This is a genomic window from Geodermatophilus arenarius (assembly GCF_042654585.1).
GTDB lineage: Bacteria > Actinomycetota > Actinomycetes > Mycobacteriales > Geodermatophilaceae > Geodermatophilus > Geodermatophilus arenarius.
Genome location: NZ_JBHSGR010000002.1, coordinates 231,703 through 249,250, shown reverse-complemented (window position 1 = coordinate 249,250; position 17,548 = coordinate 231,703). Strand labels below are relative to the sequence as shown.

Annotated in this window: 16 protein-coding genes; 13 read left to right on the top strand and 3 right to left on the bottom strand. The window is 74.2% G+C overall.

Going from position 1 to position 17,548, the window contains the following annotated elements; all coding sequences use genetic code 11:
- The first annotated feature begins 40 nt into the window (after positions 1 to 40).
- Together ACFO3M_RS03760 and ACFO3M_RS03755 are read left to right on the top strand one after the other, a co-directional pair.
- Positions 41 to 1,216 (top strand): HNH endonuclease signature motif containing protein, encoded by a 1,176-nt coding sequence (locus ACFO3M_RS03760; protein ID WP_387986524.1) that lies wholly within the window; start codon positions 41 to 43, stop codon positions 1,214 to 1,216.
- Between the two features lie 109 nt (positions 1,217 to 1,325).
- Entirely contained in the window at positions 1,326 to 2,723 is a 1,398-nt protein-coding gene (locus ACFO3M_RS03755; RefSeq protein WP_387986522.1) for a TonB-dependent receptor, read from the top strand.
- 7 nt (positions 2,724 to 2,730) lie between these two features.
- Here the strand turns inward: ACFO3M_RS03755 and ACFO3M_RS03750 are convergent, their stop codons facing one another.
- Both ACFO3M_RS03750 and ACFO3M_RS03745 read right to left on the bottom strand, forming a co-directional pair.
- Entirely contained in the window at positions 2,731 to 3,771 is a 1,041-nt protein-coding gene (locus tag ACFO3M_RS03750) for an alpha/beta fold hydrolase (protein WP_387986519.1), read from the bottom strand.
- Positions 3,772 to 3,807: 36 nt separating this feature from the next.
- Positions 3,808 to 5,370, bottom strand: coding sequence for a flavin-containing monooxygenase (locus tag ACFO3M_RS03745; RefSeq protein WP_387986516.1), 1,563 nt, complete (start codon positions 5,368 to 5,370; stop codon positions 3,808 to 3,810).
- A 111-nt stretch (positions 5,371 to 5,481) separates the two neighbouring features.
- Here ACFO3M_RS03745 and ychF point away from each other — a divergent pair, with 111 nt between their 5' ends.
- Entirely contained in the window at positions 5,482 to 6,555 is a 1,074-nt protein-coding gene (gene ychF, locus ACFO3M_RS03740; protein ID WP_387986513.1) for a redox-regulated ATPase YchF, read from the top strand.
- Positions 6,556 to 6,703: 148 nt separating this feature from the next.
- Entirely contained in the window at positions 6,704 to 8,065 is a 1,362-nt protein-coding gene (locus tag ACFO3M_RS03735) for an ammonium transporter (protein ID WP_387986510.1), read from the top strand.
- A gap of 71 nt (positions 8,066 to 8,136) precedes the next feature.
- Here the strand turns inward: ACFO3M_RS03735 and ACFO3M_RS03730 are convergent, their stop codons facing one another.
- Entirely contained in the window at positions 8,137 to 8,751 is a 615-nt protein-coding gene (locus tag ACFO3M_RS03730) for a helix-turn-helix domain-containing protein (RefSeq protein WP_387986507.1), read from the bottom strand.
- A gap of 132 nt (positions 8,752 to 8,883) precedes the next feature.
- On the opposite strand from ACFO3M_RS03730, the gene ACFO3M_RS03725 reads away from it, so the two are divergent.
- The 9 genes from ACFO3M_RS03725 to ACFO3M_RS03685 all read left to right on the top strand — a co-directional run bounded on the left by ACFO3M_RS03725 (position 8,884) and on the right by ACFO3M_RS03685 (position 17,316).
- Positions 8,884 to 9,240, top strand: a complete 357-nt coding sequence (locus ACFO3M_RS03725) for a cupin domain-containing protein (protein ID WP_387986505.1) — start codon at positions 8,884 to 8,886, stop codon at positions 9,238 to 9,240.
- A 57-nt stretch (positions 9,241 to 9,297) separates the two neighbouring features.
- The gene (locus ACFO3M_RS03720; protein WP_387986502.1) at positions 9,298 to 9,759 is read left to right on the top strand and encodes a dimethylamine monooxygenase subunit DmmA family protein; all 462 of its coding nucleotides are present in this window, start codon (positions 9,298 to 9,300) and stop codon (positions 9,757 to 9,759) included.
- Complete coding sequence (locus ACFO3M_RS03715) at positions 9,756 to 10,736, top strand: PDR/VanB family oxidoreductase (protein WP_387986499.1); 981 nt, start codon at positions 9,756 to 9,758, stop codon at positions 10,734 to 10,736. The genes ACFO3M_RS03720 and ACFO3M_RS03715 overlap by 4 nt, the downstream gene beginning before the upstream one ends.
- Positions 10,733 to 11,704 (top strand): heme-dependent oxidative N-demethylase family protein, encoded by a 972-nt coding sequence (locus ACFO3M_RS03710; protein ID WP_387986496.1) that lies wholly within the window; start codon positions 10,733 to 10,735, stop codon positions 11,702 to 11,704. The genes ACFO3M_RS03715 and ACFO3M_RS03710 overlap by 4 nt, the downstream gene beginning before the upstream one ends.
- A 198-nt stretch (positions 11,705 to 11,902) precedes the next feature.
- Positions 11,903 to 13,261 carry a type III glutamate--ammonia ligase gene (gene glnT, locus ACFO3M_RS03705; protein ID WP_387986493.1) on the top strand — a complete coding sequence of 453 codons (1,359 nt, stop codon included), beginning with the start codon at positions 11,903 to 11,905 and terminating at the stop codon, positions 13,259 to 13,261.
- 32 nt (positions 13,262 to 13,293) lie between these two features.
- Positions 13,294 to 14,187, top strand: coding sequence for a class II glutamine amidotransferase domain-containing protein (locus ACFO3M_RS03700; protein ID WP_387986491.1), 894 nt, complete (start codon positions 13,294 to 13,296; stop codon positions 14,185 to 14,187).
- Entirely contained in the window at positions 14,175 to 14,894 is a 720-nt protein-coding gene (locus tag ACFO3M_RS03695) for a GltB/FmdC/FwdC-like GXGXG domain-containing protein (protein WP_387986488.1), read from the top strand. Before ACFO3M_RS03700 ends, ACFO3M_RS03695 begins: the two co-directional genes overlap by 13 nt.
- 11 nt (positions 14,895 to 14,905) lie before the next feature.
- Positions 14,906 to 16,210 (top strand): FMN-binding glutamate synthase family protein, encoded by a 1,305-nt coding sequence (locus ACFO3M_RS03690; protein WP_387986485.1) that lies wholly within the window; start codon positions 14,906 to 14,908, stop codon positions 16,208 to 16,210.
- Entirely contained in the window at positions 16,207 to 17,316 is a 1,110-nt protein-coding gene (locus ACFO3M_RS03685) for an FAD-dependent oxidoreductase (protein ID WP_387986483.1), read from the top strand. Before ACFO3M_RS03690 ends, ACFO3M_RS03685 begins: the two co-directional genes overlap by 4 nt.
- Positions 17,317 to 17,548: the final 232 nt, after the last annotated feature.

Here is a 17,548-nt window from a genome sequence, read left to right as displayed (position 1 = left end):
TCAGGGTGCAGGCGGTCGTCGGACCCCGTAAACTTCGATCATGTGTTCGGGTGGACTGTGCAGTGGTGACGTCCTCGACGACGTCGCCGCGCTGGTCGCCGAGCGCAACCGGATCGACGCCCGCCTCGCCCGTCGGGTCCGGGCGGCGGAGCTGTCCCAGGCGCCGGAGCGCGACGGCCTGACGTCGATGGCCTCGTGGCTGCGCGGCCACTGCCGGCTGTCGACGGCGGAGGCGTCGCGCCTGGTGCGCAACGGCCGGGCGCTGGAGCACCTGCCCGCCCTCGCCGAGGCGCACGACGCCGGACTGGTGTCTGCCGAGCAGGTGGCCGTCGCCGCGCGGGCGGTGACCCCCGAACGCCTCACCGCCGCCGCGGCCGCCGGGGTGGACCTGGCGGTGATCGACGCGGTGCTCACCGGCGTGGCGGTCGAGCAGTCGCACGCCGACCTGGTCCAGGTGGTGCAGCACTACTGCAACGCCCTCGACCCCGACGGGCCCGAGCCCGATCCGACCGAGGGGCGGTCGTTGACGCTGGCCAAGCACGCCGACGGATCGCTGTCCTTCCGCGGGCACCTGGACGCCGTGGGCGGGGAGAGGCTGCAGACCGCGCTGGAGGCGCACGTGCAGGCCGACCGGCCCGCCGGCGACGAGCGCACCCGCGCCCAGCGACTCGGGGACGCGCTGGTGCAGGTGGCCGACAACGCCCTGGCGTCCGGGTCGCTGCCGACGCTGCGCGGGCACAGGCCGCAGATCGCCGTCGCCATCAATGTGGCGGACCTGGCCGATCCGCACGGGCGTCCCAACGCCGGGCGGATGGGCTTCGGCGCCACCATCTCCGCCGCGAGAGCCCGCTGGCTGGCCTGCGACGGGGCAGTGTCCCGGGTGGTGTTCGGTCCCGACGGCGCACCGCTGGACCTCGGCCGCGAGCGGCGGCTGGTGAGCCGCCACATCCGCCGCGCCGCCGAGCTCCGTGACGGGGGGTGCGTGTTCGCCGGGTGCGGTGCACCGACGTGGTGGTGCGACGTGCACCACCTGGTCCACTGGATCGACGGCGGCGACACCAGCCTCGACAACGCAGCCCTGCTGTGCGAGCGCCACCACACCAAGGTCCACCACGGCTTCCGCGTCGAACGACAACCGGACGGCCGATGGCGCACCTGGCGGCCCGACGGCACCGAGATCACCACCCCGGCACCCCTGCTCGCCCCCGCCGCCTGACCGCCTCCCAGGGGATCGACGGCGGTGCCTGCGGCGATGTCGCGGGAGGTGATGTGGGTCACAGGTGGCTACGCTCGCGCAGCACCCGGACCGCACCCGGAGGTGCCCCATGGACGCCGGTGTCGACACGCTGCAGAAGGCCCTGCAGATCAACCTGGACCTGCGCTGGTACGGCACGATCGCCGAGATCGGGGCCGGGCAGGAGGTCGCCCGGTGGTTCTTCCGCGCCGGCGGCGCGGCGGGCACGGTGGCCAAGTCGATGTCGGCCTACGACATGGCGGTCAGCGACGCCGTCTACGGCAAGGCCGACCGCTACGTCTCCAAGGGCCGGCTGCAGGCGATGCTCGACCGCGAGTTCCAGCTCAACGTCGACCGGCTCGGCGACCAGCGCGGCGACGACACGTCGTTCTTCGCCTTCGCCGACACCGTCGTCGCGCGCAGCTACCGCGGCGGCAACGAGTGCCACGGCTGGATGGGTGTGAAGTTCCAGGCCCACCCGCGCGACGAACCCAGCCAGGTCGTCGTCCACGTGCGGATGCTCGACGACGAGGCACCGCAGCAGCAGGAGGCGCTCGGCATCGTCGGCGTGAACCTGCTGCACGCCGCCTTCTTCCAGCACCACGAGCCCGACCGCCTGGTGGAGAGCCTGCTCGACCGGCTGACCACCGGCCGGATCGAGATCGACCTGCTGGAGATGAGCGGCATCGAGTTCCGGATGGTCGACAACCGGGTCATGGCGCTCAAGCTCGTGCAGGTCGGGCTCTCCGGCGCGGCCATGTTCGGGCCCGACCGGAAGGTGCTGCAGCCCAGCGAGGCGCTGCGCAAGAAGGCGATCCTGGTCGAGCGCGGCAGCTTCCGCCCGCCGACGGTGGTCAACCTCGACATGCTCGAGGCGGCCCGCACCGCCTTCGAGCGGGACCCGGCGGTCGCCGAGCGCGAGGTGCTCGTCCTCGCCGAGCTCACCATGGCCAACCTGCGCGCCGGCGGGGACGTCGTCGACCGGCGGGACTTCCTCGCCCGGGCCGACCTGCTCGCCGCCTGCGGCCTGCCGGTGCTGATCTCGGACTACCTGGCCCACCACCGGCTCGCCGCCTACCTGGCCTGGCGCACCGACGGCCGGATCGGCATGGTCATGGGGCTGCCCAGCCTCCTCGAGCTGTTCGACGAGGACCGGCACGCCGGGCTGCCCGGCGGCATCCTCGAGAGCTTCGGCCGGCTGTTCAAGAACGACCTGCGGCTGTTCGTCTACCCCATGCTGCGCGACGGCCAGGTGGTCACCGTCGACACCCTCGAGGTGGCCGAGCAGCTGCGGCCGCTGTTCGACTACCTGAACCGGCGCGGCAGCTTCGTCGGGCTCGACCACAAGCCCGACCACCTGCCGATCCTCAGCCGGGACGTGCTCCGGCGGATCCCGACCGAGGACACCGGCTGGGAGGCGATGGTGCCGCCCGAGGTGGCCGCGCTGATCAAGAAGCGCGGCTTCTTCGGCTACGACCGGTCGCGCTGAGACCTCCTCAGGCGCTGCGCTCCTCGAGCACGGGCGCCGCGGCCGCGGCGAGGGCCCGGTCGAGGAGCGCGAGCAGCCGGCGGCTGACCTCGGGACGGCGCTCCAACTGCACCATGTGCCCGGCGCCCGGGTAGACGGCGAGCTCGGCGGTGGGCAGCGCCGCGGCGAGCGTCCGGCTGTGCTCGACGGGGCACAACCTGTCGGCGTCGCCGACGACGACCAGCGTCGGGACCTCCGCCAGCGCCTCGAGCGCCGTGGCGCGGTCGTGGTCGGAGAAGGTGGGCAGGAAGGCGGCCACCGTCTCGGCCGAGCAGGCGCGGTGCACCTCCATCGCCGCCTGCAGGTCCGCCGGGTCGGCCGCGCCGCTGAAGATCAGCCACATGTCGGCCCTGCCGACCGCGCGCGGCTTGCCGGCCTGCTCGGCCCGGACCGCCCGCTCGTTGAGCACCGGCAGGGCCCGCTTGACGACCTTCGCCACCGGCCCGGGCAACCCCCAGGTGACCGCGTCCAGCCCGCCGGAGCTGGTGCCCACGAACGCGACGCCGGCGACGCGGTCGCCGAACAGCTCGGGCCGCTGCTCGGCCAGCGCCATGAGCGTCATGCCGCCCATCGAGTGGCCGCCGAGCAGGACCGGCCCGTCCGGGGCGACCGCGTCGAGCACCTCGGCCAGGTCGCGGCCGAGCTGGTCGATGGTGGCGCGCTCCCGCGGCGTCGGGCCGGAGGCGCCGTGGCCGCGGTGGTCGTAGGTGACCACCCGCAGGTCCGGGCGGGCCTCCAGCAGGTCGCGGACCTGGCCGGCCCACAGCCGCGAGGACTGCACGTAGCCGTGCGCGAGGACCACGGTCGCCGTCGGCCGCTCGGCGCCGAACTCCTCGACGTGCAGGTCGACGCCGTCCTCGGTGGTCACGGTCCGGACGCGGCCGCGCAGCGGGGGAGCCGGCTCGGGGGCAGGGGCCTGGGCGACGGCGGGACGGGCGGCGCGGCGGCGGGCGACGACGGCCCCGGCGGCGAGGACGGCGAGACCGGCGGCGGCGGTGGAGGTGCGCATGGGGGTCGGGGGCTCCAGGGTCGGGCGGCGGCGAGGTCAGGCGGCGACGAGGTCGGGCGGGGACGAGGTCAGGCGGGGACGGGGACGCGGGGGGGCCGCGCGCAGCTCGTACGCGTCGGCGTCGAACCGCTGCATCTCCCGCCTGAACGTGTACGTGTGCGTCGGCCACAGGGTGAAGTTGCGGCCCTGCTCGTCGCGGTACCAGGAGCGGCAGCCGCCGGCGTTCCACACGGTGTCGGTGAGCTCGGCCTGCATCCGGGCGTCGTAGGCGTCCTGCGCCGAGCGGCGGACCTCCAGCGCGCCGGCGCCGGTCTCCCGCATCCGCTCCAGCGCCGCGACGACGTAGCCGATCTGCGCCTCGATCATCAGGACGACGGAGGTGTGGCCGAGCGCGGTGTTCGGCCCGAGCAGCAGGAACAGGTTGGGGAAGCCGGCGACGGTGGTGCCGCGGTGCGCGCGGACGCCGTCGCGGTCCCACTCCTCGCGCAGGGTCCGACCCTCGCGGCCGACCAGCCGGTGCCCGAGCGGGATGTCCATGGCGCGGAAGCCGGTGCCGTACACGACGACGTCGACCTCGTGCTCGGTGCCGTCGGCGTCGACCACCGCGTGCGGGCGGACCTCCGCCACCGGCGAGGCGACCACCTCGACGTTCGGCTGCGTGAGCGACCGCAGGTAGTCGTCGCTGACGATCACCCGCTTGCAGCCGATGGCGTAGTCGGGCGTCAGCTTGGCGCGCAGCTCGGGGTCGGGCACCTGCTGCTCGAGGAACGCGAGCGCCTGCCTGGTGACGAAGCCGCGCAGCCGGCCGCTGCCGGTCCACATGCCGAGCCGGGCCTCCCGCGCCAGGTACTGCCCGCCCCGGGCCAGCCGGAGCAGCGCCGGGACGCGTGCCCACAGCCGGTGCTCGCGCTCGGTGTAGGGGCGGTCCTGCCGCGGCACCACCCACGGCGGCGTCCGCTGGAACACGACCACCTCGGCCGCCGTCTTCTGCAGCTCCGGCACGAACTGCGCGGCCGAGGCGCCGGTGCCGACGACGGCGACCCGCTTGCCCGCCAGGTCGACCGAGTGGTCCCAGCGGGCGGAGTGGAACGACGGGCCCTGGAACGTCCCGATGCCCGGGACGTCGGGCAGGTGCGGCTCGACCAGGCCGCCGGCGCCGCTCACCAGGACGTCGGCGGTGAGGCGGCCGCGCGAGGTCTCCAGGTGCCAGACCAGCGCGTCGTCGTCCCACCGGCCGGAGACGACGTCCGTGTCGCAGTGCAGGTGCGGCAGCACGCCGTGCCGGGTGGCGACGTCCTCCAGGTAGGCGCGGATCTCCGGCTGCCGCGAGTAGACGTGCGACCAGTCCCGCTTGGGCGCGAACGAGAACGAGTAGAGGTGGCTGGGGACGTCGCAGGCGGCGCCCGGGTACTCGTTGTCGCGCCAGGTGCCGCCCAGGCTGTCGGCGCGCTCGAGGACGACGAAGTCGTCGATGCCGGCGCGTTGCAGGGCGACGGCGGTGCCGATGCCGGAGAAGCCGCTGCCCACGATCGCCACGCGGGTGTGCGCGGGCAGCGGGCCGGTGGCGGTGGCGTGGCGTGACGTCGTCGTCAGGGTCACGGGACCTCCTGGTCTCGGTGGTGTGACGAGCGTCGCACGTGTTCCACCCGAGCCGGCAGGGACCCGCCGCTCGTCGTCCGCGCTCCGGGCGGACCCGTAGGCTGGACTCCCGTGAGTCTCACCATCGGGATCGTCGGGCTGCCCAACGTCGGCAAGTCGACGCTGTTCAACGCGCTGACCAAGAACGACGTCCTGGCGGCCAACTACCCCTTCGCCACCATCGAGCCGAACGTCGGCGTCGTCGGCGTGCCCGACGAGCGGCTGGGGAAGCTGGGCGAGCTGTTCGACTCGCAGAAGGTCGTCCCGGCGACGGTGTCGTTCGTGGACATCGCCGGCATCGTGCGCGGCGCCAGCGAGGGGCAGGGGCTGGGCAACAAGTTCCTCGCCAACATCCGCGAGAGCGACGCGATCTGCCAGGTGATCCGCGTGTTCAGCGACCCCGACGTCGTGCACGTCGAGGGCAAGGTCGACCCGGCCGACGACATCGAGACGATCAACACCGAGCTCGTCCTCGCCGACCTGCAGACGCTGGAGAAGGCCATCCCGCGGCTGGAGAAGGAGTCGCGCAAGGACAAGGAGCGGGCCGCGCTGCTGTCGGCGGCGCAGTCCGCCGTCGAGGTCCTGAACACGGGGAAGACGCTGTTCGCCGCCGGGGTGGACCCCGCGCCGCTGCGCGAGCTGACGCTGCTGACGACCAAGCCCTTCCTCTACGTCTTCAACGTCGACGCCGACGAGCTGGCCAACGAGGAGCTGATCTCCGAGCTGCGGGCGCTGGTCGCGCCGGCCGAGGCGATCCTGCTTGACGCCAAGACCGAGGCCGAGCTCGCCGAGCTCCCCGCCGAGGAGGCCGCCGAGCTGCTGGAGTCGATCGGGCAGAGCGAGCCGGGCCTGGACCAGCTGGCGAAGGTCGGCTTCCGGACGTTGGGCCTGCAGACCTACCTGACGGCGGGCCCGAAGGAGGCACGCGCCTGGACCATCCCGGTCGGCGCCACCGCCCCGCAGGCCGCCGGTGTCATCCACACCGACTTCCAGCGCGGCTTCATCAAGGCCGAGGTCGTCTCCTACGACCAGCTCATGGAGGCGGGCTCCATGACCGAGGCCCGCTCCCGCGGCTGGGTCCGCATCGAGGGCAAGGACTACGTGATGCAGGACGGCGACGTCGTGGAGTTCCGCTTCAACGTCTGACCGGGTACGTCCGCACCCGGTCGCCGCCGGAGCGCTCGAGGCGACCGGGCATGTCACACGGAAGTCACCTGCGGAGAGCGCGGGGGCAACACTCGGACCGTCTACTGCTGCCGAACAGTGACCACTGTCAGTAGACGAAAGGTGTGCCGTGGACGTCGGCAGCACTGCATTCATCCTCGCGGCCACGATGGCGGTCGCGCTCATGGTCCCGGGCCTCGCGCTCTTCTACGGCGGCATGGTCGGGTCCCGCTCGGTCCTGAACATGATCATGATGGTGTTCGGAGCCGTCGCCGTCGTCGGCGTCCTGTGGACCCTCTTCGGCTTCTCCGCGGTCTTCGGGAACAGCTACGGGAGCCTGGGCCTGCTGGGGGACGTCACCGAGTACCTCGGTCTCGGTGACCTCGTGGCCGGAGACGAGGCGGCCGCCCTGCCGCCGGCCCTGGTGGCGGTGTTCCAGGCCCTGTTCGCCGTCATCACGACCGCCCTCATCGCCGGCGCGGTGTCCGACCGCGTCCGGTTCGGCCCGTGGCTGCTGTTCACCGGGCTCTGGGCGGCGCTGGTCTACTTCCCCGTCGCGCACTGGGTGTTCGCCTTCGACTCCGCCGACGGCAGCGTCCAGGGCGGCTGGATCGCCAACACGCTCGGCGCCGTGGACTTCGCCGGCGGCACGGCCGTCCACATCAACGCGGGCGTGGCCGCCCTCGCCCTGGTGCTCGTGGTCGGCAAGCGCACCGGCTGGCCCCGGCAGGCCCGGCCGAACAACCTGCCCTTCGTCGCCCTCGGCGCCGGGATCCTGTGGTTCGGGTGGTTCGGCTTCAACGGCGGGTCGGCCCTGGCCGCGGGCAACAGCGCCTCGGTCGTCATGCTGACGACGTTCAACGCCACCTGCGCGGCGATCCTCGCCTGGCTCCTGGTGGAGCGGCTGCGCGACGGTCACGCCACCACCCTCGGCGGGATGTCCGGCGCCATCGCCGGGCTGGTGGCCATCACCCCGGCCTGCGGCGCCGTCACGCCGCTCGGCGCCCTGGCCGTCGGGGCCATCGCCGGTGCGGTCTGCCCGCTGGCCATCGCGCTGAAGTACCGCTTCGGCTACGACGACGCCCTGGACGTGGTCGGCGTCCACCTCGTCGGCGGCGTCGTCGGCACCCTCCTGGTCGGCCTGTTCGGCTCCGCCGAGGCGCCCAGTGGTCGGGCCGGCCTGTTCTACGGCGGGGGGCTGGGGCTCCTCGGCACGCAGGCCGTCGCCGTCGTGGCGGTCGTCGCCTACTCCTTCGTCGTCAGCCTGCTGATCGCCCTGGTCGTCAAGCACACGGTGGGCCTGCGGGTGTCGAAGGAGGGCGAGCTCGCCGGTCTCGACCTGACCGAGCACGCCGAGGTCGCCTACGACCTCGAGGGCGCCGTGCACACCCCGGGGAGCGGCCCGACCCCCGAGGCCGTCGTCGCCTCGGCCGAGCGGCTGGTCGCGGGCTCCGCGCCGGCCCCGCGCACCGGGAGCGGCACGCCGCACTGACCGTCCACGGACGACGGAGGCCGGTCCCGCGCCGCGGGACCGGCCTCCCGCGTGTCCGGGGTGAGGAGGGATCAGGTCAGGTGGCCGTAGGCCGTGACGCTGAGGAAGCGGACCGGCAGCTCGACGAGCTCGACCGGGCCGTGCGGCCCCTCGCCGTCGAAGACGAGGGAGTCCCCGGCGCGCATCTCGTACCGCGCCTCGCCGTGCCCGTAGACCAGGACCCCCTCCAGCATGTGCAGGAACTCCGTCCCCGGGTGCTGGAACAGGGGGAACACCTCGCTGGCCTCGGTGAGGGTGACCAGGAGCGGCTCCAGCCGCTTGTGCTCGCCCCGCAGGGACCCCAGCAGCTGGTAGAGGTGGCCGACGTTGCTGCCGCGGCGGACGATCTGCGATCCGTGTCCGGCGGGTGTGAAGACGGCCTCCCGCTCGGCGTCGATGCCCCGGAACAGTGCGGTGACCGGCACGGCGAGCGCCTCGGCGAGGCGGGCGAGGCTGGACAGGCTGCAGGAGGTCTGCGCGTTCTCGATCTTGGACAGCATGGCCTTGCTCATGCCGGTCAGTCGGGCCAGTTCCGCCAGCGAGATGCCCTGGGCGAGCCGGAACTCCCGCACGCGCAGCGCGATGACGTCCTCGAGATGACCGCTCGGCGCGTCGTCGTGCGCGCCGGGACCGGGGGAGACCTCCACCCGGCGAGCCTAGGTGGCGTGCGCTCGTCCGAACCGCCCGGCGACGAGAACGTAACGGACGGGTAACCCGAAGGAGGGTCCACCGCTCGTAGCCTCCGTTTCACATCAGTGGACGACTCTTGGGGAGGACCCGTGCCCGTCACCGGCACCATCGGCCACGTCACAGGAGGCTCGCTGGGGCTGCCCAGCATGGAGGTCGAGGGGGTGCGCGCCCACATCGGTGACGTCTTCGCCAACCCCGGCGGGGCGGCGATCTGCAGCGGCTTCTTCGAGCTCTTCGCCGGCGCGCCGCTCGACTACGAGTACACCTACGACGAGATGAAGGTCGTCGTCGAGGGCGAGTTCCACCTCACCGACCTCGACTCCGGTCAGCAGGTCCTCGCGCGGCCGAAGGACGTCCTGTTCTTCCCCGCCGGCTCGCGGATCCGCTTCGAGACGCCGGACCGCGCGCTCGGCTTCTACACCGGCCACCGCTCCTTCGCCCCCTGACCGGCCGTGGGAGCCGAACACACGAGCGTCCCGCGCTGGCCGGCGAGCGTGCCGCCGGTGGACCCCGCCGGCCGCACCGTCTCCGTGCTGGGTTTCGGGGACCGCGGGCGGGAGATCGTCGCGGACTGGCTCGCCGCCACGCCGGCCGGACGGGTGGTCTGGAGCCTCGTCGCCGAGCGGGCCGACGACGCGACGCTGGCGGCCCTCGCCGGCCAGGTGCGCGCAGCCCGGGTCGGCTGGCGGCTCATGCTCTCCGGGCCCGAGGTCGACGTCCTCGCCGCCCGCGCGGTCGCCACCGGCCTCGGGCTCCTCGACGCGGAGATCCGCGCGGCGGTCACCGGCGTGGACCGCAAGCGCGTGCACTGCGCGCACTGTCAGGTCACCACCGAGGCAGAGGTCCCGGTCGGCGCCGAGGTGCCCTGCCGGGGCTGTGCCCGCCGGCTGCACGTGTACGCGCACGTCGCCCGGCGCACCGGCGCCTACCTGGGCTTCATGGCCGACGCGGAGGAGGTCGCGTGACCGCCGTCCTGCCCGCGCCGCCGACGGCGGCACCGGGGGAGGCCCTGCCGCTGCAGCTCGAGGTCGCCGCCGTCGCCGATGCCGCACCCGGCATCCGGACGCTCGTCCTGCGCCACCCGGACGACGCCCTCCTCCCGGGGTATGCGCCCGGGAGCCACGTGGTGCTCACCTGCGGGGAGCGGCGCAACGCCTACTCGCTCACCGGGGACGGCGCGCCGGGCCAGGAGTACCGGATCTCGGTGCTGCTGTGCCCCGACGGCCGGGGCGGCTCCGCGTTCGTGCACGGTCTCGCCGTCGGCGACCGGGTGGCCGTCTCCCGGCCGCGCAGTGCCTTCGCCCCGATCGCCAGCGCGCGGCACCACGTGCTGGTCGCCGGGGGCATCGGGATCACCCCGATGCTGTCCCACGCCCGGGCCGCGGTCCGCTGGGGGCGCTCGTTCGAGCTGGTCTACGGCCACCGGCCGGGTGCGGGTGCGCACCACGAGGAGCTGGCGGCCCTGTGCGGGGACCGCCTCGCCGTGCACGAGTCCACGCCGGCGATGCTCGACGCCGTCGCCGCGGTGCTCGCCGACCGGCCGATCGGCACGCACGTGTACGTGTGCGGCCCCGCGCCGCTCCTCGAGTTCGTCGAGCGGACGGCGACCGAGCTGGGGTGGCCGCCCGCGCGCGTGCACGCCGAGCGGTTCTCCGCCGCCGACCTCGACCCGGGGGAGCCGTTCACCGCGCACCTGGCCCGCTCCGGCGTCCGGGTGCCCGTGCCCGCCGGCGTCAGCCTGCTCGCGGCGCTGGAGGGCTCCGGCGTCGCCGTCCCGAGCATGTGCCGCCAGGGCGTGTGCGGCGAGTGCCGTGTCCCGGTCGTCTCCGGCCGGCCGCTGCACCGCGACCTGTACCTGTCCGAGACCGAGCGCGCCGCCGGCGACGCGGTCGTGTGCTGCGTCTCGCGCAGCCTCGACGACGACCTGGAGCTGGACCTGTGACCACGACGCTGCCGCCACGGGTGTCCCGCTTCCCGTTCCCCTTCCCGGCCGACGCCTACCGCTACGCCACCAACGTCGAGCCGGCCCGCCGCCCGGTGGGGACCGCCGCGGGCACCTGGGGCGAGCACGTGATCGACGTCGACGACGACTACGTGCTCGAGCTCGCGGTCCGCCGGGACGTGCTGGCCGCCGATCCCTCCCGCTGCGCCCAGCTGCCGCACATGCGCGTCGCCGCCTGGGACGCGCTGGCCACGCTGCTGGCGGAGCTCGCGGCCACCCGTCCCGACGTGATGGCGCTGCACCGGCGCGGCGACCGGTGGCACTGGCGCAACGACCTGCTCGGGACGTCGTCGTCCTTCGTCCTCGGTGACGACGACTCGCTGCCCGGCGGTCCGCTGGCCTTCCTCGGCAGCCAGGTGCAGGAGGACGTCGTCCTGCTCGACCAGCGCGAGGGCTCGCTGTGGGCCGACGCCGGGCTGGTCACCTTCGCCGCCGACTGGTCGCTGGGGTTCGACGTCGGCATGCGCTTCCTGGAGGTCCACGGGCCGGTGCCGCGGGTCCACGAGACCGGCGTGGTCGCCCGCGCCGAGCAGTTCCTCATGCGCCTGCAGCCCGGCGACGCCTACCGCCGGACCAACTGGACGATGACCGTGGACCGGCGCCTGGACACCTCCACGGAGACCTACCCGGAGTGGGGCCGGGAGAGGCGACTCGTGGTCGACGACCCAGCGCTGCCCGACCGGCTGCACCTGCGGGTTGAGGTGCAGCACCTGCTGCGCCTGGGCGTCTCGAACGCCGTCTGCTTCCTCATCCGCACCCACCTGCTGTCCCTCCGCGAGCTCGCGGCCGTCCCTGAGTGGCGGCGGAGGACGGCCGCCGTGCTCACCGAGCTGCCCGACGACATGGCCGCCTACAAGGGCATCGAGCGCTACCGGCACGCCGCGGCCGCCTGGCTGGCCGGCGGCTGACCGGCACGGGCACGCCCGGCGGCCCGTCGTCCTCCCCGGGGACGGCGGGCCGCCGCCGTGTGGCCCGGCGCCCGCTGCCCGGGGACAGGAGGAAACAGGGATCTCCCCGGACGGTCACGTCGCGGAAACACGCAGCCTGTTCACTCCGGTGCGACAGAGGTTCACAGCAGTGAACACCTCGACCACCCGGGAGGACCCGTGTCGCTCACCGCCACCCGCCCCGAGGCCCCGCCGGCGCCCGTCGAGCTGCCCACCGGAGGAGAGCTGGCGCGCCGCGCCCGCGCCGACGGGATCGAGTTCGTCATGGCGCTGTTCGTCGACCTCACCGGCAAGCCCTGCGCCAAGCTGGTGCCGGTCGAGGCGGTCGAGGAGCTGGAGACCGAGGGCGTGGGTTTCGCCGGCTACGCGGTCGGCGCGATGGGGCAGGAGCCGAGGGACCCCGACCTGATGGCCGTCCCCGACCCGTCGTCCTACATGCCGGTGCCCTTCATCCGGCCGGGGCTGGCGATCGTGCACTGCGACCCGCACGTGGAGGGCCGGCCCTGGCCGTACGCGCCCCGGGTGCTGCTCAAGGCGCAGCTGGCCCGCGCCGCCGAGCTGGGCCTGGAGCTCAAGGTCGGTGCCGAGGTCGAGTACTTCCTCGTCGAGCGCGGCCCGGACGGCGCCCTGCGGCCGGCCGACCCGAAGGACACCGCGGCCCGGCCCTGCTACGACGCCCGCGGGCTGACCCGCATGTACGACCACCTGACCGAGGTGTCCAAGGCGATCAACTCGCTGGGCTGGGGCAACTACGCCAACGACCACGAGGACGGCAACGGCCAGTTCGAGCAGAACTTCGCCTACTCCGACGCCCTGACCACCGCCGACCGGGTGGTCACCCTGCGCTACCTGCTGTCGGTGCTCGCCGAGCAGCGCGGCATGACCGCGACCTTCATGGGCAAGCCGTTCACCGACCGGACCGGCAGCGGGCTGCACATGCACCTGTCGCTGTGGCGGGACGGTGAGCCGGCCTTCCCGGACCCCGCCGACCCCCGCGGCCTGGGTCTCTCCCCGCTGGCGTACTCCTTCGTGGCCGGTCTGATCGAGCACGCCTGCGGCCTGCAGGCGGTGCTCGCCCCGACGGTGAACGCCTACAAGCGCACCGGCGCCAGCTCCACCCGGTCCGGCGCGACCTGGTCCCCGCGCACGGCGTCCTACGGCGGCAACGACCGCACCCACCTGCTGCGCGTCCCCGACGGCAACCGCGTGGAGCTGCGCGGCGGTGACGGCTCGGCCAACCCCTACCTCGCCGCGGCGGCGGCGCTGGCCGCCGGCCTCGACGGGGTGCGCCGCGGCCTGGACCCCGGCGACCCCGGCGCCACCACCAGCAGCCCGCTGCCGCCGACGCTGCTGCACGCGGTCGAGGCGCTGCAGGCCGACCCGGTGGTCGCCGCGGCCCTGGACGCGGCCGGGCCCGGGGTCTGCGAGTACTTCGCCGGCCTCAAGCGCGAGGAGTTCTTCGAGTGGCACGGGCAGGTGACCCCCTGGGAGGTCGACCGCTACGTGACCGCGTTCTGACCCGACCGACCGACGAGAGGAACCGTCCTGCGATGTGCGGGATCGTCGGGCTCCACCTGCGGGAGCCCTCCCTGTACCCCCGGCTGGGCGAGCTGCTGACCGGCATGCTCTGCCAGGTCACCGAGCGCGGCCCGGACTCCGCCGGCGTCGCCGTCTACGGCGACCCGCGCTGGTCCCCGGTCGGCGAGGCGTCGGTCTCGCTGCTCACCGGCGACCGGACCGCCGACGACGTCGCCACCGCCGTGCGCGCCGCCTTCCCCGAGGCCGGGGTGGTGGGCGCCGGCCAGACGCTGGTCGTCCACGCGGCGACCGACCCCGGCGCGCTCGCCGCCGCCGTCCGCGAGACCGTCCCGGGCGCGGTGGTCATCGGTGCCGGGGAGGAGGTCGCCGTCCTCAAGGGCGTCGGGCACCCGCAGGCCCTGGCCGCCGAGTTCGGCCTGGCGGCCGCGCAGGGCTGGCAGGGCGTGGCGCACACCCGGATGGCCACGGAGTCGGCGGTCACCCCCGCGCACTGCCACCCCTTCTCCGTCGGGACCGACCAGTGCCTGGTGCACAACGGCTCCTTCGCCAACCACGCCACCATCCGCCGCGAGCTGCGGGCCGCCGGCGCGGTCTTCGACAGCGACAACGACTCCGAGGTCGGCGCCCGCTTCGTCGCCGCCCAGCTGGCCGCCGGCTACGACCTGGAGAAGTCGCTGAAGCTGCTGTGCGAGCGCTTCGACGGCTTCTACACGCTGCTGGTCAGCACCCGCGACAGCTTCGCCGTCGTCCGCGACGCCATCGCCTGCAAGCCCGCCGTCGTCGCCGAGACCCCGCAGTGGGTCGCCATGGCGTCGGAGTACCGCGCCCTGGCCGGCCTGCCCGGCGTCGAGGCCGCCCGCATCTTCGAGCCCGAGCCGGAAGAGGTCTACGCATGGCAGCGCTGAGCACGACCGACGTCACGGTGGAGCCCGCCGTCGTCGACCTGTCCCTCACCGGCGTGCGCGAGCTCAACGCGGCCCTGCACGCCCCGGACGTCGCGGACAAGGCGTCCGCGTGGCGGGTCACCTCACCCGCCGGGCGGCACAACATCGCGGTCGGGCTGGACGCGGCGGTCGACGTCCGCATCGAGGGACACGTCGGCTACTACTGCGCCGGGATGAACCAGCTGGCGACGGTGACCGTCGAGGGCAACGCCGGGGTCGGGGTCGCCGAGAACATGATGAGCGGCACGGTGCGGGTCCGCGGCAACGCCTCCCAGTCGGCCGGGGCGACGGCGCACGGCGGTCTGCTGGTCGTCGAGGGCTCCGCGTCGGCCCGCTGCGGGATCTCGATGAAGGGCGTGGACATCGTCGTCGGCGGCGACGTCGGGCACATGAGCGCCTTCATGGGACAGGCCGGTCGGCTGGTCGTGTGCGGCGACGCCGGCGACGCGCTCGGCGACTCCCTCTACGAGGCCCGGATCTACGTCGCCGGATCGGTCAGGAGCCTCGGCGCGGACTGCGTGGAGAAGGAGGTGCGACCCGAGCACCTGGCCGAGCTCACCGGCCTCCTTTCCGCGGCCGGCATCGACGCCGACCCCCGGGACTTCCGGCGCTACGGCTCGGCCCGCCGTCTCTACAACTTCCACGTCGACAACGCCTCGGCGTACTGAGGAGGATCCCCGTGCTCCGCGAGTCCGCGACCTTCGACCGCGCCACCATCGCCGAGATCCAGCGTGCGGCCGAGACCGGCATCTACGACATCCGCGGCGGCGGCGCCAAGCGCCGGGTGCCGCACTTCGACGACCTGCTCTTCCTCGGCGCGAGCATGTCCCGCTACCCGCTGGAGGGGTACCGGGAGCGCTGCGACACCGACGTCGTCCTCGGCGACCGCCACGCCACCTACCCGCTGCACCTGTCCACCCCGGTGACCATCGCCGGGATGAGCTTCGGCGCACTGTCGGGCCGGGCGAAGGAGGCGCTGGGCCGCGGCGCCAGCGAGGTCGGCACGAGCACCACCACCGGCGACGGCGGCATGACCCCGGAGGAGCGCGGCCAGTCCAAGCACCTCGTCTACCAGTACCTGCCCTCCCGCTACGGCATGAACCCCGGCCACCTGCGGGCCGCCGACGCGATCGAGGTCGTCCTGGGCCAGGGCGCCAAGCCCGGCGGCGGCGGGATGCTGCTCGGCCAGAAGATCACCGAGCGGGTCGCCGGGATGCGCACCCTGCCCATGGGCGTCGACCAGCGCAGCGCCTGCCGCCACCCGGACTGGACCGGCCCCGACGACCTCGAGATCAAGATCAGTGAGCTCCGGGAGATCACTGACTGGGAGAAGCCGATCTACGTCAAGATCGGCGCCAGCCGCACCTACTACGACGTCAAGCTCGCGGCCAAGGCCGGCGCCGACGTCATCGTGCTCGACGGCATGCAGGGCGGCACCGCGGCGACGCAGGAGGTGTTCATCGAGCACGTCGGCATCCCGACGCTGGCCGCCCTCCCGCAGGCGGTGCAGGCGCTGCAGGAGGAGGGACTGCACCGGCAGGTCCAGCTGGTCGTGTCCGGCGGGATCCGCAACGGCGCCGACCTCGCCAAGTGCATGGCGCTCGGTGCCGACGCCGTCGCGATCGGGACCGCGGCGCTGGTCGCCCTGGGTGACAACGCCCCGCACCTCGACGCGGAGTACCGGGCGCTGGGCTCGGCGGCCGGCTTCTACGACGACTGGCAGGCCGGCCGCGACCCGGCGGGCATCACCACCCAGGACGAGGAGCTCGCGGCCCGCCTGGACCCGGTCGTCGGCGGCCGGCGGCTGGCCAACCTCATCCGCGTGATGACCATGGAGGCCCAGGTCATCGCCCGCGCCTGCGGCAAGGCGCACCTGCACTCGCTGGAGCCCGAGGACCTGGTGGCGCTCACCATCGAGGCCGCCGCGATGGCCCGCGTGCCGCTGGCCGGCACGTCCTGGATCCCCGGGCAGGGCGGGCTGTGAGCGACCTGCGGGTCGACGTCGCCGTCGTCGGTGCCGGCCTCATGGGCTCGGCGACGGCGTGGCAGCTGGCCCGGCGCGGGGTCTCCGTGGCGCTGGTCGAGGCATTCGGCGCCGGGCACGTCCACGGCAGCTCGCACGGCACCTCCCGCATCGTGCGCCGGGCCTACGCCGACCCGTTCTGGGTCCGGCTGACCGGCCGCGCGTACGACGCCTGGGCCGAGGCCGAGGACGACACCGGGACGGCGCTGCTGCGGACCACCGGCGGCCTCGACACCGGCGCCCGCCGCGACCCCGTGGGGCTGGCCCGGCTGATGGCCGCCGAGGGGGTGCCGCACGAGCTGCTGTCGGCGGGGGAGGCGGAGGCCCGCTGGCCGGGGATGCGCTTCGACGGGCCGGTGCTCTTCCACCCCGAGGGCGCGGTGCTCGACGCCGACGCCGCGGTCGCCGCCTGGGTGCGGCGCGTGCGAGGGCTCGGCGGGACCGTGCTCGAGCGCACCCGTGTCCTCGCCGTCGAACCCGACGGAGGCGGCGCGCGGGTGGTCACCGACGGGCCGGAGCTGACGGCGGGCAGCGTCGTCGTCGCGGCCGGACCGTGGCTGCCCGAGCTGCCGCTCGGCCTCCCGCTCCCGCCGCTCACCGTGACCCAGCAGCAGGTCTTCCACTTCCGTCAGCGCGACCCCGCCGCCGCCTGGCCGACCTTCGTGCACAAGGGGGACCTGCAGTTGTTCGGCCTGCCCTCCGGCGCCGACGGAGGGCCGCGCCCGGCGGTGAAGGTCGCCCAGCACGACGGTGGCCGGCCGACGACGGCGTCCACCCGCGACGGCGTGGTCGACCCGGCCTCGCGCGAGCGGGTGACCGCCTTCGTGCGGGAGTGGCTGCCCGGCCTGGACCCGGAACCGGTCGCCCAGGGCAGCTGCCTCTACACCGTCACCCCGGACGAGGACTTCCTGCTCGACCGGGTCGGCCCCGTCGTCGTGGCCTCGCCCTGCTCCGGACACGGCGCCAAGTTCGCCGCCCTGATCGGGCGGATGGCCGCCGACCTCGCGCTCGGTGCGGCGGAGGTGGAACCGAGGTTCGCGCTGAGCCGGATGGGCTCCCTCGTCTGACGGAGGGGCTCCCGGTGACGCTCCGCCCCCGTGGGCCGGCGACCCGTGGGGGTCCGATGGGTCGCGGGGCAGGGCCGAGGTCCAGGGCCCGGCCCGGAGGGCGCCCTGGCCTCGCCGCCACCCGGTCGAGATGAGGCGTTCCGATGCCGAGGACGACGGGGGCTGTCCGGCTCTCCCCACCTCCGCCGCCTGCTGTCCTGAGGGCGGTGAACGTCGTCGTGCGGCCGCTGCT